This window comes from Nodosilinea sp. P-1105, from assembly GCF_012911975.1.
Taxonomy (GTDB): domain Bacteria; phylum Cyanobacteriota; class Cyanobacteriia; order Phormidesmidales; family Phormidesmidaceae; genus Nodosilinea.
On record NZ_SMDQ01000028.1, the window covers coordinates 44,075 to 67,188 of the forward strand.

The following is a 23,114-nucleotide window of genomic DNA, read 5'->3' on the forward strand; positions in this document are numbered from 1 at the left end:
ATTACTCTGGTAAGTTTCTTAGGTGGGTTTGCGCCTTAGAGGCCCAGGCACGGTTACCCATGGTGGCGTAGAGGCTTCTAGCGTACTCTAGTACAGGGCGGGCCTCCTCGTATCGCTCTAGCTGAATAAACGCTAGCCCAGCACTATAGTAAGCATCAGCGTAACTACCATTGAGCTGGGTTGCCATCCGAAAAGAATCCAGCGCTAATTCTGTTTGGCCTTGGTTAAACCGGGCAATGCCCAAGTTGTAGTGGGCCTCGGCGTAGCGGGGCTGAATCTCTAGTGCCTGGGTTAAGGCCGCTTCCGCCTCTGTGTTTTGCCCTTGCTGCAGATAAATAATGCCCCGTTGAAAATGGGATTCAGGGGCGCTAGGGCTATACTCTCCGGCTCGCTCTAGCGCCGCTAGGGCGTCGGCAAATCGTTCTTGCCCCTGGTAAACCAGGCCTAGGTTGTAGTAAGCGTTACCCAGATCGGGTTGGATCTGTAGAGCTCGCTTTAAGTACGCTTCGGCCTGATCGAGATTATTCCCTTCGATCAAGGCCCCTCCCAGGTTGGCGTAGGCCATGGCAAAGTCGGGATCAGCTCGAATCGCCTGCCAAAAGGCCGAGGCGGCTTCCTGTAGTTCTCCTTTCTGGCGTAGGGCCAACCCCAGGTTGTAGTGGGCGGCGGCCAAATTGGGAGCCAAAGTGGCGGCCTGCTGAAACTGGGCGATCGCCGCGTCTACTTGCCCCTGCTGTATCAACCCTAGCCCCTGATTTAGGGCTGCTTCTGCGGCCTCGGGTTGGGCCTCAGCGGGTGGGGTATCAACGGACAGGGCAACGGGGACATGGACACAGGCCACTGACAGGCCGGTGATCAGCCCCAGGGCCAAAGAAATGCTGGTGTTAATCAAAGGAGCGTTTGTCATAGGGCACAGCTTAGCGCTATGAAAGGGCCTTAACCATAAAAAAAGAACACAATTTTTTCAAGTTTATCCAGACCATGGCCTCATGTACATGAAGAGATTGTTAGTGTTAGGCCAGGGCAGTGGTCAACGGACCATCTAGTTGCTAGCCAATTAAAGAACTGTCCCTCAGGTGCGGAGATCCCATCTTCGCAGTTGAGGTATTCCCTATCACAAAACCTGTGGTTGTTCCCGGATGACGTCTCACTAACTCGTTCCTGCTTAAAACCAGGTAGTCCTATGGTCACTATGAGTTCATCCGTTATGTTTTCAATGCCCCTGCAATCTACCTTGTCCCATTCTGATAATGTTTTTCTCAAAGCTGTATTAGAGGGATTCGCCGATGGGATCTTAATTCTTGCAGAAGACGGATCCTGCATTCACAGCAATCAGGAGGGCCGTGCCCTCTGCCTTAACCTTAGCCCTAATAGCCATGGGGTGCCCCCCTGTCTGTGGGCGATGGGCAAACACCTGCTGGAGAGTCGCGATTTGTTTCCCGATCATTCCCTGGTGCTAACTCAGCAGTTTACTGCCCAGGGGGGCGATCAAATTCGGGCTCGGGTGCAGTGGTTAGATTTACCCTCTGCCTCAGAGACCTACTTGCTGATTTCCTTGGAAAACCAAACCCGTTCGCTCTATACGTCGGCCCTGCTAGAAGCGGTGCAGTATAACCTTACCCCTCGGGAAAAGGATGTTTGGTTACTGCGGCGCGCCAGCCGCAGCTACGACGAAATTGCCAAGGCCCTTTACATCACTGTGAATACGGTCAAGCGCCATATCAAGAACATTAACGCTAAGCGCCGCGAGGTAATCGAGTTGATGGCTAACTAGGCAGCGGAGTGGGTATCGGCTGCCAGGGACCCAAACCCCGGTCTCCGATACCCAAATCCTGCCCTTGGGGCAGGCCGCGATCGCTTAAGCTAGTGCTTAACAGGCTACTCCTTGCCCCTACTGTTATTCTTGAAACCCTGCCTATGTTGCCTAAGGAAGAGTTGCTGAAATCGGTGGACAATCGCGACTGCCTAGCCCGGGTGCTTGACCAGGCCGAACAAGCTATTCGCACCTGGGAGACGGTGGTCACCGATTTTCTGTCCCCACCGGAACGGGTGGAAGCCGAGACCATCTTTCAGCGCCTGACGGATGTTCATGTCCTGTCGTGGGGAGGCTATCCCCAGGCAGAACGGCAGCGGTTGGCGATCGCCCGCACCGATCTCCCCCTGGACCAGAGTCAGATTTCCCTGGCCCTGATCAACCTGGCGGGCAACTTTATGTTTGACCCTGCCACCCATCGCGATTTTCTGGGGGCGATTCTGGGCACCGGCATTGTCCGCGAAAAGGTGGGTGACATCATTGTGCTGGGGGAACGGGGAGCCCAGGCGATTGTGGTGCCAGAGCTGGTGGAGTTCTTTACCCAGGCCCTGACCCAGGTGCGATCGGTGCCGGTTAAGACCCAACCTCTGGACTGGGACCAGCTCAGGGTGCGCCCCCCCAAAAAGAAAGAAATGACCACTGTGGAAGCCTCCTTAAGGCTGGATGCAGTGGCCTCTGCTGGGTTTGGCATGTCCCGCAGCAAAATGGCCGATCTGATCGGTGCCGGTGACGTGCGGGTCAATTGGCAGGCCGTCACCCAGCCCAGCCACACCCTAGCCGCTGGCGATCTGGTGGCTATTCGCGGCAAGGGACGGTTGGAAATTGGCGACGTAGCCATCACTAAAAAAGAACGGTACCGGGTTAACCTCACCCGGTACCTATAGGATCGCCTGTCAGACCAGAGCTACCAGGCTACCCTGCCCAAAACCTACAGGCCAATCCCTTCGTAGCGGGCGATCGTAGCCTTGTCTAGCATACGACGACCATCTACTACCAGCGGCGGGTTAGCGGCTCCTTGCAGCAGCCCCGGCAGCACTTTGAAGTCATTCCAGCGGGTGAGCAATAGAATCACATCCACATCCTGGACGGTTTCAGCCAGGGTATCGCAGTACTGAATAGGCTGGTTTTCAAAGATCTTTTGGGCTTCGTGCATGGCCACCGGGTCAAAGGCCTTGACCTTGGCCGATCCGGCCAGTAGTTCCTGGACAATGGGAATCGCTGGCGACTCGCGCATGTCATCGGTACCGGGTTTGAAGGCTAGGCCCAGCACCGCCACCCGCACTGCATCCAGGTTGGGATAGTGCTTGTGCAGCCGTGCCATCACCTGCTTATACTGCACCGCGTTCACGTCGATCACAGCATTGAGCAGTTGCATCGGCAATCCTTTCTTCTCCCCATATGCATTCAGTGCCTTCACATCTTTGGGGAAACAACTGCCACCGAAGCCGCAGCCGGCCTCGATGTAGGTGGTGAAGCTGGGGAAGATGCGATCGCCGTTGGCTAGAATCGGTGTCAGGCGCTTGTCCAGATGAACCCCTCGGGTCACCTCTGTGACATCGACATCGCCGATAGCGGCACAGAGGTTGCCAATTTCATTGGCAAAGGAAATCATGGTCGCCAGCAGGGAGTTAGCGGTGTACTTGATCATCTCAGCGGTTTTGCAGTTGGTTTCCAACTGGTCCACCCCGTCAAACACCTGATATAGTTCCCGCAGCGCCCCGAGGCTGCGATCGTCAATGCCCCCCAGCACAATCCGGTCCGGATACATAAAGTCAGGGATGGCTTCTCCTTCTTTGAGAAATTCGGGGTTCATGCCCACCCCAAAGTCAGCCCCGGCCTTTTTGCCAGACGCCTCCTCTAGAATCGACAACACCACGTCATCGGTGGTGCCGGGAACGACGGTACTCTTAACCACCACCACGTGGTAACCATCTTTGTCCCTCAACACTTCGCCAATCTGGCGGGCGACGGTCTTAATAAAGGTCAGGTCGATTTCATCGCCGCGAAAGGGGGTACCCACCGCAATCAAAGACATCTCAGAGTCCAGGACAGCGGTGCGCAAGTCAGTGGTGGCCTGCAGGCGGCGGCCCACATTGGCTTTAAGCATGTCTTCCAGTCCCGCCTCATAAATCGGCGGTATACCCTGGTTAATCTGATCGACCTTCGCCTGGTCAATGTCAACACAGACCACATCATGGCCTTTCTCGGCCAGGCAGGTACCCGACACCAACCCGACGTAGCCTGTTCCTACTACAGATACCTTCATTTATGCGTCCTCCGCTTGGCGGTTGCCGGAATACCAGACCATGGATCGTTTTAGCCCTTCATCAACTGTAATGCTGGGGTTATAGCCCAGGTGTTGACGCGCCTTGTCGATGATCGGGCAGCGGCGGTTGGGGTTGTCGATCAAATAGTCTTGATCGCTGCTGGTTTGACGCACGACTTTACCGCTGTAGTCAAACAAGTCACGGGCGATATCGACAACTCGCTCGGCCAAATTAGCCATGGAAATTTCAGGCGTTTCTACCCCAATGTTGTAGGCTTCCCCAGTGTGACCTTTGACCAGGATTTTGTAGTAACCGACGATGGCATCAGCAATATAACAAAAGGTGCGGGTGGGAGACCCATCGGACAGCATGACAATGTCGCGATCGCTGAAGATATCGCGGGCAAAGTCGGGTAGCACCCGGCGATCAGTAATCTTTAAGCCTGGACCATAGTTGTTGAATGGTCGAGCGGTCTTGATCGGCAGATCATGCTGAAGGGCAAAGTTAACACAGAGGGTTTCGCCATAGCGTTTCGACTCATCGTAACAAGCCCGCGGGCCGGTGCAGGAGACATTGCCTCGATAGGTTTCTGGGGTGGGAATGTTTTCCGGGGTGGGGTCGCCGTAAATCTCGCTGGTAGAGTAAAACAGAAACCCTTCTATCGGCTTACCCTTAGCTTTTTGCTGCAGGCAATATTCCAACAAAAACCGCAGTCCATTGACATTGGCGTCCATCGTTTCAATCGGATATTTCCGATAAAACGTAGGTGAGGCAATGGATGCAGCATGAATAATAAATTGAAAATCAGCGATATCGTCGGGTATAGGGTTAGTGATATCGTGCTTAACTAGCACAAGATTGGGATTATCAGACAGACTGGTCAGCCAATCGGGCACACCCCGAATATAGTTATCATAAATCGTCAGGTGAATCGGCTTAGCGGTGGGGTTAACCTGATTCCAGTGGAGGACTGACTGGACAAGGTAGTAACCCAGGAAACCGGCGCCACCGGTAATCAACAGATTTTTGCCAGATAGGGTGGCAAATTCCTCAAAGAGGTGATCACAAATATAGGTTAAATCAGCTTGGACGACATCATCAGCCGTTTTTAGTGACGTTAAACTAGGTGCTTGAACCATTACGTTTTCCTTATACCAATTAGAGATTTGAGGGACTAAACTCTGGGCTAACGAGTACCGTTGTTCGGTGCTCTTACCCACCCATTTAGCGTCATGAACATGGGCAGATGCTCCGGTCATTATTCCGGCAATAACAATGTAGATAGGATGGCGATTTCCAGGACTAGCGGATTTTAGTTCATGGCTTGTCCATGAACTGGACAAGATAAACTCATGCAGTCACGTGAGCTTAGGGTCTATACCATGGCTACTGTTTAGGTGGACTGCTTAGATGGACTAGGATTAAACCGTTGCGGCTACTTTAGGGCTGGCAAAGTAGGCGTTTTGTTCAACCCGCAGCCGATGGGCGATGCTATCAGTTGGCACCTCTACATCGTCGTAGGTGAGCACTTGGTCTTTGGCGACCGGACGCTTCAGTCGGCACCCTTCTGCTAAGCCCATGGGTAAGAGGTTTTGCTGGCTGACAATGTCGGCGTTGTCGCATTGGCCATAGGTGTGGTACCCGCCTAGCCCATCCAGGGTTTGGCCGGCCTGGAGATCGATTTTGGCGGTGGTCACCACGTCTACCACTGGACCGCCCAGGGGGGCGATAATCACATCGTTAAATAAGGCCACCCGGGCGGCGGACAGGGGCACCTCAAATACAGTCAGGTGGTAGGGCACGTAGAAGCTATACAGCGGACCTTCCCCAAGCTTGCCGTAGTTGAGGTAGTGGGCTTGGGTGGGCTCGTTGCAGGTGGCGTAAACAAATACCCCTGGGCTGGGTTTAGGACCAACCACATAGTCAACGATGCCGCCTAGTGCCTTTAGTTGTTCCACATCGTAGCGATCGAGCATGTCATCAACATGGCCCTTGTAGTGATAGCCCAACATCCCCCGCTGGGCTACTTTCATGCCAGTAGCGTTAGCCACGATCGCCTGTTCAAAGGAAATTTTAGTGCCATCGGCAAAACTGGTGACCATGTGGGCGGTTTGGCCCCACTGCTTGGCAAAGCTCTCTTGGGTGGTGGGGTTGCGGTAGCGGTCTTGTAGCCCTTTGATATTGCCGCAAAGTACCGGATTCAAGCCAATACTCTTGACGAAGCGATAGAGATTTAGCTGGACACCGGGTTGATCACCATCGCAGCCAGTTAGCACAACCCCAGCTTTATCGGCATAGACTTTGAGAATCGGGCCGACGGTGCCATCGAGTTCGGCATTCATCAGCACCATGGGCTTTTTGTGCTCGATCGCCGCCAGGGTGACCCGTGCTCCGTACTCCACATGGCCGGTAGCCTCAATCAAGACGTCGATGTTTTCTGACTGGCACAGCAACATCGGATCATCCGTGACCGCATATTGCCCCTGGGTAATCGCATCTTCCAGGTCGCCCAGGGTAGACACGGTTTTGACGGTGTCTACGCCTACTTTTGTATAGGCGTCGGCGGCAGCTTCGACGGTACGGTTGGCGATCGCCACCAGGACCATGCCTGGGGTGTAGTTGAAGATTTGATTGACGACACCACGGCCCATAAAGCCAGCGCCAAATAGACCAACCCGCACAGGATTGCCCGCCTCATGGCGCGCCTTCAAAGCTGTATCAACAATGATCATAGGGAAACCTCGGTTTGGGTAGTGGGCAAGCCAGGCAATAGCGGCCAGGCGGTATCTTTCTCAGAAATTACAGTCACAGGCAATGGCCATTGAATGCCCAAGACAGGATCGTCATACCGTAACCCCTGCTCGCAGCCGGGGGTGTAGTACTCGCTGACCATGTAAAAGGCTTCTGACCCATCAACCAGGGCTTGATAGCCATGGGCAAACATTTCCGGGACATAGAGGCCCAGCCGGTTATCAGCGGATAGCTCAATGCCAAAATGCCTGAGGTAGGTAGGGGAGTCTGGCCGCATATCCACAATCACGTGGTAATTAGCCCCTCGGATACAGCGAAAAAACTTGGCTTCAGAGGCAGGGGGCACCTGATAATGGAGCCCCCGCAGGGTTCCTTTGAGATAGTTAGTAGCGAGGTTGCATTGAACGCCAACCGGCTTTAAGCCATGCTGTTCAAATTCTTTAGTGCAAAAGGCCCGGGCAAAGAAGCCGCGATCATCACCTCGTTTGTCGAGGGAGACCACGAATGCTCCACTTAGGCAAATTTCCTCAAAAATCATGCAGGTTCTCCAGGCACTGACCTATGGAACATTAAAATCAGCTCAAAAATGAGATAAAGGCTATAGGTTTATGGTTTTTTCACCAAACTTTCCAGGGTGCTTTACCCGAAGCCCACAAGTCTTCCAGCTTGTTTCTATCCCGCAAGGTATCCATGGGTTGCCAGAACCCAGCATGCCTGAAGGCTGAGAGCTGATCCATTTGGGCTAACTTGGTTAAGGGCTCTTGCTCCCAAACGGTGTCGTCCCCAGGGATGAAGTCAATCACGTCCGGTTCCACCACAAAGTAGCCACCGTTAATCCAGGCTCCATCTCCCTCTGGCTTTTCTTGGAAGGATTCGATCTTGGTCTGACCTTCATGCAGAGCGATCGCCCCAAATCGGCCAGGGGGTTGCACGGCAGTCAGGGTAGCTAGGGTGCCTTGCTGTTTATGAAACTCGATCAGTTCAGTTACATTAACGTCGCTGACCCCATCGCCGTAAGTGAGGCAAAAGGTTTCATTACCGATGTGCTCACGCACCCGCTTCAGGCGACCACCCGTCATGGTGGTTTCCCCGGTGTCAATCAGGGTGATTTTCCAGGGCTCGGCATTACCCAGGTGAACATTCATCTGGTTGTAGCGTAGGTCGAAGGTGACATCTGACATATGTAAGAAGTAATTGGCGAAATACTCCTTAATTACATATCCCTTATAACCGCAACAAATAACAAAGTCATTAATTCCGTGGGAGGAGTAAATTTTCATAATGTGCCATAAAATTGGCCGATTTCCCACCTCCACCATAGGCTTGGGCTTGATACTAGTTTCTTCACTAAGTCGAGTGCCAAGACCACCCGCAAAAATAACGGCTTTCATATAAACCTCAATTCAGGTAGATTTTGAGTATTTCGTAGTCACCAAAATGCTTTACAGCATCTTCTAAGACCTTAAAAGTAACACCTTCAAGTAATTACTTGAAATCAGGCATTCCCCTAAAACTTCTAGCAAGAGTTTACGCCAGGTGGAGGAGCCTGAAGCAGCATCACAGTAGCATTGCGCAAATTGCGCAACTAATAGTAGTAAGGCTAGCCTAGAAAAGCCGTATCGCTATAAACAGCAAGTAAATGCTGGTACTGGCTTCATGAAAGTTTTGTAAAAATTGTGGCTATCGCTGTTGGAGGCGGAATGCATTCTCTGTAGGATAGTCATTGTAAGATTTACTACCATAAATAGCTTAAAAATACGGGGGGCATGGCCCCTACGATGCACTTGGGTGTTGTATCCCTATGAATAAATGCTCCTCCTCCAGAGGATATCTGGAGGAGGAACAGAGAGGGGCCTTAAAGGAGTTGTTACCTTATTCGGGCTTTTGCTCGGGCATCATGCATTTATCAGAGTCACAACCGGCAGGACCTGCTTCGATCAAGTCTCCAGCGTCATAGCGAGAGAGGGCGGCATGGAAGTTGTCGGTGCCACGCCGGGCTTCCACCTGACGACGCTGGGCTTCGTATGCGGCCTTATCAATGGGCTCGAAGGGTAAGCGGGGGAAGGTTTGCAAATCGTCAAACCGGGCGAGGAGGGCGGCAGAAATGTAGCCTTCGTCGTGGTGGATTGCCTGGAAGATGCGATCGCCCAGGGCCTCAAGCTCGGGCTCGCGAAACTCGATGGTGGCCGAGGTGTTGTGGGTGGTGTAGTGCTGCTGCACTTGCATATAGAAGTCGAACTGGGCCGCTGCCGAGAATTTTTCGATGGCGATTTCATCGGCCCCTGGCAGGTTGGCCCAGGGGACTTCCACCGGAATTTCCACCAGCCACTCGGTGCAGCGAGGATCAAAGGGATCGTTCAGCAGGTTGCCGCTCTCGTCTTTGTCGGACTGGGAGGGCACCACCGAATAGCCATAGTCAATGCAGGCCATGGCTACGGGGTCATTTTTGCGGAAGGTAATCCGTCGGATAAACCGCTGGGCCTTGGGGGGGTGCCAGCCGGGGCTAGCCCCCGTTAGCAATGACTTGGTCCCAGCGGGCTGCACGGTGGTGCAGCGGTTGGGCCGCTGGAGACCATGGCGATCGCAGTAGTCCCATACGGTTTGATGGACAATCTCTTTCCAGCGGGTCAGGTATTCCCGCTCTTTTTGCTTGAACTCCAGCCCAGCCATGGTGTCGGGGCGACCTTCTTCCCACCAGCACAGCCAATCGACGCCAAAGGCATTGACAAAGAAGTCGAACAGGCCCGTAAAGGAAACCCCGACGATGGGATCCTCCAGGCGCGATCGCTGGTAGCGAGGCTCGATGAACTGGTGGTTGAGCAACACCGCCACCGATAGGGCTCCGGCAGTAAAGGCCGCCGCTTGCTCGTCTAGGTTGTCTGGATCGAGCTGATTGAGATGAACCTCCGCCAAATTACAGTGAAAATTGGATCCAATTATCTCACCGCATGGATTTAGACCGTAGCGATCGTCACCTCCAGCCCGACGTTTAGCCTCACCCGCCCACTGGATTGCGCCCTCACCAGAGTAGAACTGCTTGCGTACAGAATCAATGCAGTCCTGACGGCTGGGCTTTTCGTGGAACACCCGGGTATGGTTGGCCATCCGCAGCACGTCCCGCTCGGGGTCAATGCGCCAATTGCCCTCGGCATCCTGCTGCCAAAGGTTGTCTTTGGCACCGGCCGCTAACTCATCGTTGCTGTCGAATTGGCGCATTCCGGCACTATTCGAGACAAGAATTCCCTCGCACATGAATTCATGGACTGTAGCTACTTCAATGTCGTAAGTAGGCGCAGTACGAACATTAAGATCAACCCCTTTGACCATTATTGGAACCAAGTCAGTGACCTCAGGAATATATTTTCTGAGAGTTTTCTGGTTCATTTGCTTATGCACTTCACCCCAGTGGTAAAGGGCTGAACTTACCACTGGCCTGACCATTTCTTTTGGAAAACCATGATCATGAAATTTTTTACGAACTTTCCCTCGGTGACTGGAAAATTGAATAGAGTAAGTTTCAAAGGCAGAAACTACCGACTCAAAAGCTGCCTGGCCAACGGTAACCAGTTCGCCTTCCCACTTGTTATTGCGTTTTCTAACGCTGCCACACATCCGCACTGTGATGCCAAGGGAAGCATAAAGAGCCTGTACCTGTTGAAGAAATCGCTTGTGCACCGAGGCAACTAAGACACCTTGTGAATGACATCCATCAGCATCAGCTAGTCCAGCTAAGAATGCCTTACGAATTTCAACCGTCCCCATCAGAATGCAGTCTGGAACAGTCAAAGGCTGTGATGCTCGCTTAAACTGTTGCAAATATTGATTCAGGGCCGAGGAATTAAATTGCAGCTCGTATGCTTTGGTCTTGCACTGCTCAGGTGTTCTTAGTGTGTGGGTATCGAGGCCAAATTCTTGGCCAACCTCAATCAAACGTTCTAAAACCGCTGGACTATCTTCATGTACCCTAAACCGTACTCGCCAACCGTCGGAGGCTACAGAGCCATCACCCAGGAGATAGCCTAGAAAATAGGCCACTTGGGTAGTCAACGCCGGAGCTTGAATTGGCTTGGTCTTACCTTTTATTTCCCCACTAAATTCGGGTAGCTCGGTGGGGGTGCCAGGTATGGCTTGGGGCACAAACACCAGGCGATCGCCAGACTGGAGATCCTTCGCCTTAACCATTCGATATTGGCCGAAGACATCTGTCAGCACAGCAACCTTGTGATCTGCCGTACATTCAAATTCGCCGTCTTGGGTACAAATGCGGCAAAGCTGCTGTTCTCCTTGCACAAAGAAATTCGTGACGGGATAGAGTCCTTTGCTGGTTAACACTCGGTCCCCGACCCTCACTTTCGCAATAGGGACTAAGCCTGCCTCGGTATGGACCAGGGCATCTTCGGGCAGACAGCGGCGGATATTTCCGGCTACCACACAGGCGGCGGCTTCGTCGATCAGCAGGCAGCACTCGACGGAGGTGAGCTGACGGCCCAGGGCTTTGTTGAGGATAGTGGCGCAGCGATCGTAGAGCAGCGACAGCCGCACCGGGTTAGCAACGCCACCGAACCCTTTCAGCTTTTCCCCGGCGGGGCGCACATCCCGCAGGTCGATAGTCACCTGCACATCGTCGGTAAACCGTTCATCGCTGGAGAGTTCCAGCAGGGTTTGGTAAGACTGCACCCAGCCCTGGCGACTATCTCCCACCCGGATAACCACCTGATTGCCATCGATGGTGACTTCAGTGATCTCTTGTCGCTCACCGGCTGGGGTTTCGCCAATGTCCCCGGCCATGGTCACCACCAGGCGGTTACGGATGACTGGAATTTGGTTGATGTACTTGGGTTCTAGGACAGCCCCGGTGCCACAGCCCATCATCGCCAGGTCCATCATCAGGCCAAAGGCGCGCCAGTCGACGACATTGGTGCTGGTGCAGTTGTAGGCACCGGAAAAATTCTCGGGCTGTTTGCTCCAGCCGGTGCCCCCCACCCACAGCCAGCGCCCCGATGGTAGAGCTTTCACCTGGCGCTGCATCCGGTTGAGCAGGGCGACCTCGTCATCGGTCAGGTTACCGAGTTCCTTAAGCCCAGCCAGGGTGCGATCGCACACCTGATCCCAAGTCTCCCGCTCCCCGTCGACCACCTCACCCCGGCGGCTGTAGGTGCGATAAAACACTGGGAATGCCGCTGGCGCTGTTTCGGGGAAAGGCCCCTGCTGCCGAGTACGGGGAAGTTCTTGAACCATGGAATCAGCCTTTGAGAAAAATACAGGATTTACCGGTCGGTGTCTTGCCGCAGCCCAGGGGCAGAACCTGATGCCAGATCCCAGGCTTGTAGCATAGCCCAATGGTCGATCATCATAGCGGATTATTCTTAGATGTAGCGTTGAAAAATAAAATTGTGCTAGATCTAGCGCTAGATCTGGAAGCCCTCATGCAGTTCTCGACCCTGGCTGGCTAGCATAGGACGACCCTTTGGGCTTATGACTTATACAATCCCATGAAGTCGATTAGCTGGTGTACCAGCTGGGGTTTAGTTACAGCCAAAATGGTTGACCCACTTTCTAATACTGTGCTGCCGTTGGGAATAGTCAGGTCTTCGTGGGGGTGGGCTTGATAGCCAATAATCAAGGTGCCGTCAGGGAATCGGGGATCTTGGGCCACCTCCGCCAGGCTCCGTCCGACAATGTAGCACTGTTGGGGCAGGGACAGCTTCAATACCTCGATTTGCCCCTGCTCAAAGTGCATCATGGCATCCACCTGGGGATATTCGATCGCATTGATCACCCGATTGATCGCCAGTTCAGTGGTGCTGATGGTGTGGGTGGCTCCAGCTAAGGTGTAGGGCTCGGTAAAGTCGCGATCGCTCATGCGCACCACAATCTGGGGCACGCCATAGTGTTTTGATAGGGTGACCATCGCTAAATTCAAGGCATCTTCCCGTAAGGTGGCAATCACAGCCTGGGCTTTGCGAATGCCCGCCTCCAGCAGTACCGTCGTATTCACGGCGCTGCCCTCAAAGGCCATCACCCCGATTTTCTCGCGCGCATACTGACAGGCTAGGGGGTTAGTATCCACGATAGCGATGGTATGGCCCATGGCCAATAGGGCCTTGGCCAGATCCAGCCCCATCATGCCAGCTCCACCAATTAACACGTACATGGTTACCTCTGCTTGGGAACGCTAGGCATCAAAACCCTAGACACTCAAGCTAGCAGAAAGGCAGAACAACCAAGTACATTCGCTGACTTACCTTGGGGATCTTCATTTTTCGGAAATCGGCTTATCCCGCTTTAGAGAGATCCCCAAACTAAGTGCTAATTGATCGCAACTTGGTCTAACTGTTGCAGCGCATTACGACGATTGGGTGTTCGCTCCAGGGAGGCCTCAAAGGCGGCTTCAGCTTCGGCCAGTCGATTTTCTTGCAGCAGCAGTTCTCCGTACAGCTCACGTACGGGCAGCACTTCCCCAGGAGTGGTGGGGTGTTTGTCCATCGAGTCTTCCAGGTCAGCAGCAGCGCTCATTAGAGCCAGAGCCTGGTCGGTGTCACCCCGTTCGTACAGGGTCCAGGCCTCCACCGCCTGGCTTAGGGCTTCGGTCATGTAGGCCCAGTAGTCATCCCCCGCCGCCTGTAGGGTATCAGCCAGGGCTTGCAGCTGCTCCCCTTCCACCTCGGCCTGGGCTAGATCACCAGAGCGAGCCGCCCCTAGACCCCGAGCGTAGTAGAAAAGGGCCTCCCCAGCTGGAAAGTCTTCCCACACCAGGGCATCGGGAGTTCTGGGTTCTAGCTGGGCAGCAGCCTGCCAATCCTGTTGTTCCAGGTAATACCGGGCTTGCAGGGCCGCTGTGTTATAGGCCGCAAACGATGCGGAATAAATCTCGTCTAGATCGTGAACACGCTCCAGGGTTTGCTGCGCCTCAGCTTCATTCCCCAGTTGCAGATGGCCGTACATGATGTAGTCCAGGGCATGGACATAGTGGGCACTGGCATGGGGATCGTCCTCCATCTCTCGCCGGGCAGCTGCGGCAGAGCGCTCATTCCACTCAATGGTTTCCTCCCACAGCCCCATGCGTACGAAGATGTGGCTTGGCATGTGGAGAGCGTGGACGGTCTCCGGCGCTAACTGATCGTATTCCCGGGCAATGTCTTCGGCTTTAGGGGCTAACTCGGTGCTGTCGTAGGCGTGAATCAGGTAGTGAAACAGGCCGGGATGCTGGGGATGGTCTTCCAAGTAGTCCTCCAGGAGGGCACCGGCCTGGCGCTGGCGGGTATAGTCAGCCTCCTGGTCGGGGGAAAACTGGGTAGTGGCATAGGAGACATTGGCCAGGGCGTAAAACGCAGCGGCGTCTACATCCTCAGGGTAGGCGGTGTGCAGTTCTCGCTGGGCTTGTTTCCAGGCCATCACCCGAGCTTCATGGTCCCGGGCTCGGCTGTCCTGGGCGGGCTCAGGGTCGGTAAAGAAAGCACTGACAGCCGCCAGATACTGTTCTTCTCGGTCTGTGTCTACGCCCAGTGCCAGGGCGGTCTCAACGGCCGCCTTACCCCGTTCCATGTCGGTATCGCTGGTGGGATGCCACAGGGGTTGGAAGCTGGTCATCGCCACCCCCCAGTGGGCCATGGCACAGTCGGCATCGAGGTCAGCGGCGGTGCTAAAGTGGGGACGGGCCTGCTCGTACATCATGTGATGCAGGTGGGCCAGGCCGGTTTCAATCTCCGACTGGGCGGCCGTGTCGCAGGAAACGGGAAAATCGACGACCCCCATCTGGTGATCGTGAACCTGGCTGTCCTGACTATCGGGTCGCTGGTCGAGTTGCGCACACCCAGCGCTGACCGCCAGAATTCCCACAAAGGCCAGGGTGGTGGCCCGGTGTCCCAGGATGGTCCCTGACTTAGGGGTGCCACCAGGCTTTGGCAACGAAAGAGGGTTGCGAGGTGTCATTGTTATTCTCCTCCACCAGAATCAATGGCTGGCTCTGCTGGGGCCAAGGTCAGCGATTCTAGTGGCTAACAGCACGCTATCTGAAATCGTCAGGTTACGAAATCGTCAAGCTAGTAAGGGGTGCTGCTGATTGACACCATCTAGGGGTGCCCGTGCAGCCCCCTTCTATGTAAATCATCTTACCTAGGGATGTAGGCCAATCAGTCTAGAGCTTCAAGGACTGTAAAGGCGTGATAGTTTGCTTTTATGGCAAAAAAAGCAGAAAGCAGAAAACCCTACCCGCTCAGCCATGGTTGAGGCCACATTGCGCCTGAGCTGATTACCGATGGTCTTGAACCGGGGCGATCGCAACAGCTAGCCACGGTGATCTTAGCGGCCATAGAAGGGGGAATTCTAATGGCCCGGGTCCACCAAGATGTGGCGATTCTAGATACAATCGCAAAGGAAATGATGGCCTTGGTGCAGCGGGCTACAGCCGAGCAACCGCCAGCTATCTAACTGTTAGGTCTGTGTCATGGCCCCATCCTCTCCGCCACCCAAACCATTGCCCATGGCCACTAAACTTGCTTGGATCGATCGCCTTTCCCATGATCGATGGCTGGGTCCGGTGACCCTGTTAGGCCCGGCAGGGGTTTGGTTGCTGTTGCTGCTGGTCATTCCCACCCTGTTGATCTTAGATATTAGTTTGGTGCCAGGATTGCGGTTGGGGCAGCCCAGTGGCGGCTATGGGTTGGGTAACTACCTGCAAATTTTGCAACCTGTCTACCTGCGGGTAATGTTCCGCTCGTTGTCATTTGCCCTGGGGACGACGGTGCTATGCCTGGGGCTGGGGTTTCCAGTAGCCTACTGGATAGCGCTGATGGCTCCCCAGCGCTGGCGGAATGTGTTGCTGGTGGGGTTTGTGTTGCCCCTGTGGACGTCATCCCTGTTACGGGCTTACGCCTGGACGACCATTTTGCGGCCCACGGGGGTGCTCAATAGTGTGTTGGGCGTGCTGGGGCTACCCTCTCAAAATTGGTTGAATACGCCCACAGCGGTGTTTATTGGGTTGACCTACAGCTTTTTGCCCTACATGGTGCTGATTCTCTATGCCTCTCTAGAAAAGTTAGATACCCGACTGCTAGAAGCCGCCGCTGACCTGGGGGCTACCCCACGCCAGAGTTTTTGGACCATTACGGTGCCCCAGACCTTGCCCGGTATTGCCGCTGGCTGCCTGCTGGTGTTTATTACCTCCCTGGGGGACTTTGTGGTGCCCACCCTGCTGGGAGGAGCGTCGTCGATGAATATTGCTCGGTTGATTTACAACCAGTTTTTGGGGCCGACCCGGGCCTGGGGGTTTGGTTCAGCCCTGAGTATGGTGCTGATTTTGGCGGTCAGTTTGGCCATTGCCCTGTTGCTGAAATACGGCGATCGCAGTACCCTGACCGAAACCTCCCAGTAGCCGCCTATGACTCCGTCGTCGTCGAAAGTCACCTGGCCCAGCCTGTTTACGGCTCTGATGTACGCCTTTATGTACGCCCCAATTATTGTGTTGGCGGTGTATAGCTTTAACGAATCCCGCTATAGCGCTGGCTGGGAAGGGTTTAGTCTGCGTTGGTATCGGGCTCTGTTTAGCGATCGCCGCATTTTTGCCGCCCTGCAAGACAGTTTGACCGTGGCGATCGTAGCGGTCGCTGTTTCAGCGGTGCTGGGCACCCTGATGGCGATCGGTTTGGCCCGCTACCAGTTTCGGGGTAAAGCCCTCTATCGGGGTGTCTCTTACCTGCCGCTGATTATTCCAGACATTGCGATCGCGGTAGCTACCCTAGTTTTTCTGACCTCGGTGGCCGTCCCCCTCAGCCTGAGCACCGTCATTGCCGCCCACATGGTCTTCTGCCTGGCCTACATTGCCGTCGTGGTCTCCAGTCGTCTGCAAAGCCTGGACCCCAACTTAGAAGAGGCGGCCCTAGACCTAGGGGCTACCCCTACCCAAGCAATGATCAAGGTGCTGATTCCCCAGTTGGCCCCGGGCATTTTGGCGGGTTGTCTGCTGGCCTTTGTACTCAGCATGGATGACTTGCTGATTTCTAGCTTTACCGCCGGGGGTGGGGCCAACCCCTTACCCTTGGAAATTTTTAGCCGGGTGCGTACTGGGGTAAAGCCTGACATTAACGCCCTCAGCGTTGTGTTGATTTTAGGGTCAGCCCTGCTGTCTGGTTTAGCGGAATATGTGCGCTACCGCAGTGAAAAACGGCGGCGGCTGAGCGGGTGATGGGGAGGTGGGAAGTTCTGGAAAATTCAGGCTAGACTAAACCTCAATTAGGGGTAGTCTGGTTAGCTTGATCCATGAACTTTGAGGACATTGCCACACTTGTTAATCACAAAGTACTCGAGCGCCAGGGCAGACCCCTCAAAGATGTAGAGCGCCTGGTGTTGCAGGGCGCTTGGGAAAATCAGACCTACGCGGCGATGGCGGCCCCATCGGTGGGCTACACCGAAGACTACTTAAAAAAGGACGTTGGCCCCAAACTATGGCGAATGCTGTCGCAAACGGTGGCGGTTGACCAGCCAGGGATTAAAGTTACCAAGCGCAATATCCAGAATGTGTTGCGCACCTGGGCTAATCAAACTCGGCAGGATGCCTTTGACAGCCCGGACCCAGCGTCTGGGAACCTGGGCAGAATCATGCCCCCGTCTAGCTTACCCCCAGTGCGATCGCAGCCGCCAGTTAACATCACAAACTGTTGTGGCCGCCAAACGGAACTCACAACCCTGAGCCAATGGGTGATGGGCGATCGCTGCCGATTGATTGTGCTGTGGGGGCTGGCGGGCAGTGGTAAAACCACCCTGGCGGCCCAGCTAATGGCCCACCTGGAGTCCCAGATGGAGGTAGTCGGCTATCTGGCCCTGGGGAAGTCGGCCCCTGCCCCCCTGGTTGTCCCGGCTCTCAGTTGCTGGCTAGGAGCCAGTGATCCTCCCGTTTCCCCAGATACCCCTGAGGTATTAATCGATCAGTTACAACGCCGCCGCTGTCTAGCGCTGATCGATAACTTGGAGCAGGGATTTATGCCCCGGCAAATGGCCGGTACCTATAGCCCAGAGGCTGAAGGGTTGGCCCGGTGGCTGCAACAGGTGGCCGACAGCGACCACCAAAGTTGTGTGGTGCTGATCAGCCAAGAGCGTCCCGCCGACCTGCCCCAGCGGCTGAATCTACGGGTCAGAGAAATGAATCTCAGTGACCTGGCCCCGACGGCGATGGCCCCTTACCTGAGCCCATCAGGTGCGATCAAGGGCAGTGCCGCTACCTGGTCTAGCTTGGCCCAGCGCTATGGCGGTAACCCGCTGTTGCTCCGGGAACTGGGGGCTACGGTACAGGCGGTATACCAGGGGCAACTGCAGCCATTTTTGGCCGCTGAACCCGCTTTTTTGCCGACCCCGGTTCAACAGCGCCTCGATGACCTATTCGATCGCCTTACCCCAGAAGAGCAAGGGCTGCTATACTGGCTGATCCTGATTCAAGCGCCAGCCCCGCTGACGGATGTAATGGCCGCTACCGTTGACCCGATCGGGGCCGAGGCCGTGCAGTCTTTGCTGGGCCGTGCCCTGGGTCACGGGGTGTCTGGGCCTGAGGGGTCAACCCTGGTACTGGCCCTGAAGCCGATGGTGCAGATCTGGGGATTGCACCATCTGCGATCGCGTCTGGAGCACGAACTAGACACCGAGCAACTGGACTGGTTTTGCCGGTTACCGCTGGTGACCATGACGGCGCGGGAAGTGGTGCAAGAACAGCAACGAGCGGCCCTACTGCATCCTCTAGTAGCCGCTCTGGAGCTGCGATATCCTTCCCCAGCGGAGCGCACAGCCAAAGGGCAGCGACTGCGGCAAGCTATTCCTGACGGGGTGCCAGGCTATGGGGCAGGCAACCTGATCCACCTCTGCCAGGCGTTGGGTATCAGCCTGAGTGGCTCCGACCTTTCTAACCTGGCCATTTGGCAGGGAGACTTGCGCCGGGTGAGCTTACAGGGGGCCAATCTCAGTCAAGTGCAGTTCAAAGATACGGTGTTTGCCACCGCCTTGGGGCGCAGCCCAGTGGCTGCTTTTAGTGCCGTGGGCGATCGCTCTCCCCATGCCAATATCCACTACCTAGCTACCGGTGACCACGAGGGGCGCCTGCTGCTGTGGGATCGGTGGCGGGGGCGACTGCTCAGGGTGCTCGACGATGGGGTGTCCCCAGCGATCCATACCCTTGCCTTTAGTCCCCAGGGGGATGTGCTAGCGGTGGGGACTGAGACCGGTCAAATCTGGCTGCGGCCCGTGCAGACGAGTTATCAGGGAGACGGTCTCTTTGACCATTCTGCGGCGGTGCGAGCCCTGGCCTTTAGCCCCGATGGTCGCCAGCTCGCCTCGGGGGATGATGCAGGCCGCATCTGCCTGTGGGATGTGGCTTCCGGCTTAATTCAGGGGAAGTTGCAGGCCCACCAGGGGGCCATTCACAGCTTAGCCTTTGACCCGACTGGCACCCAATTGGTCAGCGGTGACGATGACCAGCGCGCTTGCCTGTGGGATGTGCCGCACCAAACCCTGATCTGTCCATTTCAGGCCCGGACCACCGGCTGGGTGCGTACAGCTGGCTTTTTACCCGACCCAGAAGACCCCACCTGTGCCCCCCTCCCTTGCGCCGCAGGCTATGACGAACATGGCTTAACCCTTTGGAATCTAAAAACGGGCCGCCCTTGCTGGATGCTGCCCGCCGATGGTCAGGCCGTGCTGGCCATGGCCCTCAGCCCCAATGGTCGCTACCTGGTGTGCAGCCGCCAAGACTTTACCGTCACCCTGTGGGATATTCCCCGCCGCACCAAGTGCCATACCCTACCCAGCTTGGGCCTGCCGATCTGGACCCTGGCCTTTAGTGCCGATAGCCGCTACTTGGTGACCGGTAGTGACTATACCGTTAAGCTCTGGAGTACGGAAACTGGCGATGGCTTGCGTAGCTTAATCAGCCAGGCCCATCCCTTGCGCACCTGGGCTTTTGGTGCGGATCAACTGTTGACCGGCCATCACGATACCGCCTTACGGCTGTGGCACCTCACGGCCACCGGCATCAGCGGCCCCCAACTGCTCACGGGCCATAGTGGGGCGATTCAGGCGGTGGCTGTCAGTGAAGATGGGATGGCCGTGGCCAGCAGTGCTGACGATCGCACGATACGCCTGTGGTCCACTGCCGCCAGTGCAGCTCCCCAAGTGCTGTCGACGGCCCCCGCCACACTGTTGCAATTTAGTGGCGATCGCCGCTGGTTGGCCAGTGCCCATGACGATGCCGCGATCCGGCTGTGGGAGGTGGCCACCGGCCGCTTAGTCACGAGTCTGGAGGGGCATCAAGCGGCGCCCTCGGCCCTGGCCTTTAGTCCAGATAGTCAATATCTGTTCAGTGGTAGTCGGGATGGCATAATTCGAGTTTGGAGCCTAGTCCAGGCCCCCCGTAATCAAATCTTGCTGGGGCACCAGGGTCAGGTTCACAGCCTAGCCATGAGCAGCGATGGGGCGGTATTAGCCAGTGCCAGCCACGACGGCACCCTCCGCTGGTGGGACGTGGCTCAAGGTCAACCCCTGGGGCAATGGCTGACCCCCGTCGGCCACTGGCTCCACGCCGTGGCCATCACCGCCCATGCAGAAATCCTGGCCATTACCAGCCAAGGCATTGACTTGGAGCTGTGGGCCGTGCAGACCCAGCAGCGGCGATATCAGCTTAAGGGCCACAGCCAAGCTATTTGGCAGGTACAGGTGAGCGGCGATCGCACCCGACTGATCAGCGCCAGCCAGGATGACGAAATTCGCCTGTGGTCCCTAGATCAGGGCACCTGTCAACAGGTGCTGCGGCCTAACCGCCCCTACGAAGGGGTAAACATCTGGGGAGCCACAGGCCTCTCAGAACCAGAAACAGCGATGCTCAAAGCCCTCGGTGCCACAGAACGGTTTTAGTCCCCGGCGTAGATGAAGAACGAAAAAAGAAGAACGAAAAAAGAAGAATCCAAAATCCTCGCAAACCCACCCCTAGCCCCTCCCAAGAGGGGAACCGGACATCCCTACCCTGCGGGAAGCCGCTTAAGTGCGCTGCACACGCTTCGCGTTCCATGTCGCTTGCGAAACGCGTCTACCACCCATCCACCCGTTTTCCCATTCCCCCCCAGGGCGGACACACAGGTCCGCATCTGAAAAACGAAAAGGGAAAAAGGAAGAATCCAAAATTCAAAATTCCCCGCCTTTCCCATTCCCCCCCAGGGCGGACACACAGGTCCGCCCCTACCTCCCCACCACCCCCATCTCCCCCACCTCTTCACTCCATCACACCACCACCCATCCACCCATCCACCCATCCACCCATCCACCCATCCACCCATCACCTCCCCATCCCCCCTACCGCGCCAAAGCCAACCCATCCGCCCTCGGCTCCGATGCCGCGATCAAGCTACCCCGATGGCGCAGAATCATCTGACCCTTGCCAAACAGGTGCGGCTCTAAGCCCAGCTGGATCTGATGGCCGCGATCGCTCAGGGCTAGCCCCAGGCTGTGGGGAACGGTGGGTTCCAGCAACACCTGACGTCCCGATAAAAACTGCCAGCGGGGGGCATCCAAGGCGGCCTGGGGGTTCATGGCATAGTCCACCAGATTCACCACCACCTGTAGATGGCCCTGGGGCTGCATATGACCGCCCATTACCCCCATTGGCCCTATGGGGCGATCGCCCTGGGTCAAAAAAGCCGGAATGATCGTGTGGAAGGGCCGCTTACCCGGTCCCACCTGGTTGGGGTGCCCCGGTTGCAGGCTAAAGCCACGGCCCCGATTTTGCAGGGCAATACCAGTGCCGGGCACCAATATCCCACTGCCAAATCCCTCAAAGTTCGATTGAATAAACGACACCATCAGGTCCTGGTCGGCGGCCGCCAAATAGACCGTGCCCCCCCGTTGCAGGCCAGTGTTGGCCACCAGGGCGCGATCGCCGATCAGCTGCCGCCGTTCAGCCGCATAGGTTTTGTCTAACAGTTGGGTCGGGGTCACGGTCATCCAGGCTGGGTCCGCCACATGGGCCTGGGCATCAGCAAAGGCCAGCTTCATCGCCTCGATTTGCCAGTGATAGCTGTCCACCGAATCCCGAGGATAGCGCGCCAACTCTACTCCTTCCAGAATATTTAGACCGATTAACGCCGTAATTCCCTGGCCATTGGGGGGAATTTCCCACAGGGTCAGATCGCGGTAGGGGGTGCCGATGGGCTCGACCCACTCAGGCTGGTGAGCCGATAAATCCTCCAGGCTCAGCAGCCCTCCCGTCTCTGCAGCAAAGGTGGCCATGCGTTCTGCCAACGACCCCTGGTAAAAGCTCTCGCCGCCAGTGGCCGCAATCTCCCGTAGGGTGGCCCCATGGACCGGACTGGACCAAATTTCCCCAGGGCGAGGAGCGCGATCGCCCGGAAAAAACACCGCCTTAAACGGCTGCATCGCTGGATCGGTTTGGCTGAGAAACCGTGGGGCTGCCGCTTGCCAGGCCCGAGCGGTTTCAGGAGAGACCGGAAACCCATCCTCTGCGTAACCAATGGCGGGGGCAAATAACTGCTCGAAGGGGAGAGCACCCCAGCGATCCGACAGCGATCGCCAGGTGGACACGGCCCCTGGGGTTGTCACCGATAGCCAGCCCAACTGGGGCATCTGCTCTAGCCCCTGCACCTGCTCGAGGGTTAGCCGCTCGGGGCTTTTCCCAGACCCATTCAGACCATGGAGCTGTCCATCCCAGACCAGGGCAAACGCATCAGACCCAATGCCATTGGATGTCGGTTCCACCACCGTGAGGGCAATGGCCATAGCCAGGGCTGCATCCACCGCATTGCCCCCAGCCCAGAACATTTCCATGCCAGCCTGGGCGGCCAGAGGCTGACTGGTGGCTACCGCCTGGCGACACCCCATCACCACCCGGCGGCCGGAGGGGTAGGGATAGTGGCCCAGGTTGTCAGTCCAATCAGCCATGGCAGGGTACTCCGTTAAGTTGGCGACCCCCAACATACCACCAGTGTCTTTTGCCACCACCCGCATAAGTGGGCGAAGACCCACGGTTTTTGGGGTGCTTGGGCTAGCCATGGGCATACTAATGAGCTTCCTCGAACCCTGGGTATCGGGGATAGTGTTGGGTATCGGGAATAGTGTATGGTCTGTACCCCCGATGCTCTGGCCCCTATTGAGGACAATGGTAGGGGAGCTACCAGCCCAAATGATCCCCCTTGATCAGGGTAATGACGCCCCCTTAGGCTAGGGTGATGACTTAGAGCCTAATAGGCTGGTCTTTGCTCATGCAACCTCCGTGTCGCGTGCATAGGGTCTAAACT

At 56.0% G+C, this 23,114-nt stretch carries 15 protein-coding genes; 5 read left to right on the plus strand and 10 right to left on the minus strand.

Going from position 1 to position 23,114, the window contains the following annotated elements:
• Position 1 precedes the first annotated feature (1 nt).
• Entirely contained in the window at positions 2-907 is a 906-nt protein-coding gene (locus E1H13_RS13465; RefSeq protein WP_169613931.1) for a tetratricopeptide repeat protein, read from the minus strand.
• Positions 908-1,192: 285 nt separating this feature from the next.
• On the opposite strand from E1H13_RS13465, the gene E1H13_RS13470 reads away from it, so the two are divergent.
• The gene (locus tag E1H13_RS13470; protein ID WP_169613932.1) at positions 1,193-1,774 is read left to right on the plus strand and encodes a helix-turn-helix transcriptional regulator; all 582 of its coding nucleotides are present in this window, start codon (positions 1,193-1,195) and stop codon (positions 1,772-1,774) included.
• A 143-nt stretch (positions 1,775-1,917) separates the two neighbouring features.
• Positions 1,918-2,697, plus strand: coding sequence for a photosystem II S4 domain protein (locus E1H13_RS13475; RefSeq protein WP_169613933.1), 780 nt, complete (start codon positions 1,918-1,920; stop codon positions 2,695-2,697).
• A 44-nt stretch (positions 2,698-2,741) separates the two neighbouring features.
• Here the strand turns inward: E1H13_RS13475 and E1H13_RS13480 are convergent, their stop codons facing one another.
• The 8 genes from E1H13_RS13480 to E1H13_RS13515 all read right to left on the minus strand — a co-directional run bounded on the left by E1H13_RS13480 (position 2,742) and on the right by E1H13_RS13515 (position 14,763).
• Positions 2,742-4,079, minus strand: a complete 1,338-nt coding sequence (locus tag E1H13_RS13480) for a UDP-glucose/GDP-mannose dehydrogenase family protein (protein ID WP_169613934.1) — start codon at positions 4,077-4,079, stop codon at positions 2,742-2,744.
• Positions 4,080-5,219, minus strand: a complete 1,140-nt coding sequence (locus E1H13_RS13485) for an NAD-dependent epimerase/dehydratase family protein (protein WP_169613935.1) — start codon at positions 5,217-5,219, stop codon at positions 4,080-4,082.
• 282 nt (positions 5,220-5,501) lie between these two features.
• Positions 5,502-6,812, minus strand: coding sequence for an NAD(P)-dependent oxidoreductase (locus E1H13_RS13490; RefSeq protein ID WP_169613936.1), 1,311 nt, complete (start codon positions 6,810-6,812; stop codon positions 5,502-5,504).
• Positions 6,809-7,369 (minus strand): dTDP-4-dehydrorhamnose 3,5-epimerase family protein, encoded by a 561-nt coding sequence (locus tag E1H13_RS13495; protein WP_169613937.1) that lies wholly within the window; start codon positions 7,367-7,369, stop codon positions 6,809-6,811. Before E1H13_RS13495 ends, E1H13_RS13490 begins: the two co-directional genes overlap by 4 nt.
• Before the next feature lie 79 nt (positions 7,370-7,448).
• Positions 7,449-8,222: a glucose-1-phosphate cytidylyltransferase gene (gene rfbF / locus E1H13_RS13500; RefSeq protein WP_169613938.1), complete on the minus strand. Its 774-nt coding sequence runs from the start codon at positions 8,220-8,222 to the stop codon at positions 7,449-7,451.
• 481 nt (positions 8,223-8,703) lie between these two features.
• Positions 8,704-12,069 (minus strand): ribonucleoside-triphosphate reductase, adenosylcobalamin-dependent, encoded by a 3,366-nt coding sequence (gene nrdJ / locus E1H13_RS13505; protein WP_169613939.1) that lies wholly within the window; start codon positions 12,067-12,069, stop codon positions 8,704-8,706.
• Between the two features lie 235 nt (positions 12,070-12,304).
• Positions 12,305-12,985, minus strand: a complete 681-nt coding sequence (locus tag E1H13_RS13510) for a TrkA family potassium uptake protein (RefSeq protein WP_169613940.1) — start codon at positions 12,983-12,985, stop codon at positions 12,305-12,307.
• A 155-nt stretch (positions 12,986-13,140) separates the two neighbouring features.
• A complete protein-coding gene (locus tag E1H13_RS13515; RefSeq protein ID WP_169613941.1) occupies positions 13,141-14,763 on the minus strand; it encodes a hypothetical protein in 1,623 nt (540 codons plus the stop codon).
• Between the two features lie 550 nt (positions 14,764-15,313).
• Here E1H13_RS13515 and E1H13_RS13520 point away from each other — a divergent pair.
• From E1H13_RS13520 to E1H13_RS13530, 3 genes are all read left to right on the plus strand, one after another.
• Positions 15,314-16,204, plus strand: coding sequence for an ABC transporter permease (locus E1H13_RS13520; RefSeq protein WP_240966619.1), 891 nt, complete (start codon positions 15,314-15,316; stop codon positions 16,202-16,204).
• A 6-nt stretch (positions 16,205-16,210) separates the two neighbouring features.
• A complete protein-coding gene (locus E1H13_RS13525) occupies positions 16,211-17,014 on the plus strand; it encodes an ABC transporter permease (RefSeq protein ID WP_169613943.1) in 804 nt (267 codons plus the stop codon).
• A 74-nt stretch (positions 17,015-17,088) separates the two neighbouring features.
• Positions 17,089-20,721: a hypothetical protein gene (locus E1H13_RS13530; RefSeq protein WP_169613944.1), complete on the plus strand. Its 3,633-nt coding sequence runs from the start codon at positions 17,089-17,091 to the stop codon at positions 20,719-20,721.
• Positions 20,722-21,156: 435 nt separating this feature from the next.
• Here the strand turns inward: E1H13_RS13530 and E1H13_RS13535 are convergent, their stop codons facing one another.
• The gene (locus tag E1H13_RS13535; protein ID WP_206070472.1) at positions 21,157-22,758 is read right to left on the minus strand and encodes a gamma-glutamyltransferase family protein; all 1,602 of its coding nucleotides are present in this window, start codon (positions 22,756-22,758) and stop codon (positions 21,157-21,159) included.
• Positions 22,759-23,114 lie beyond the last annotated feature (356 nt).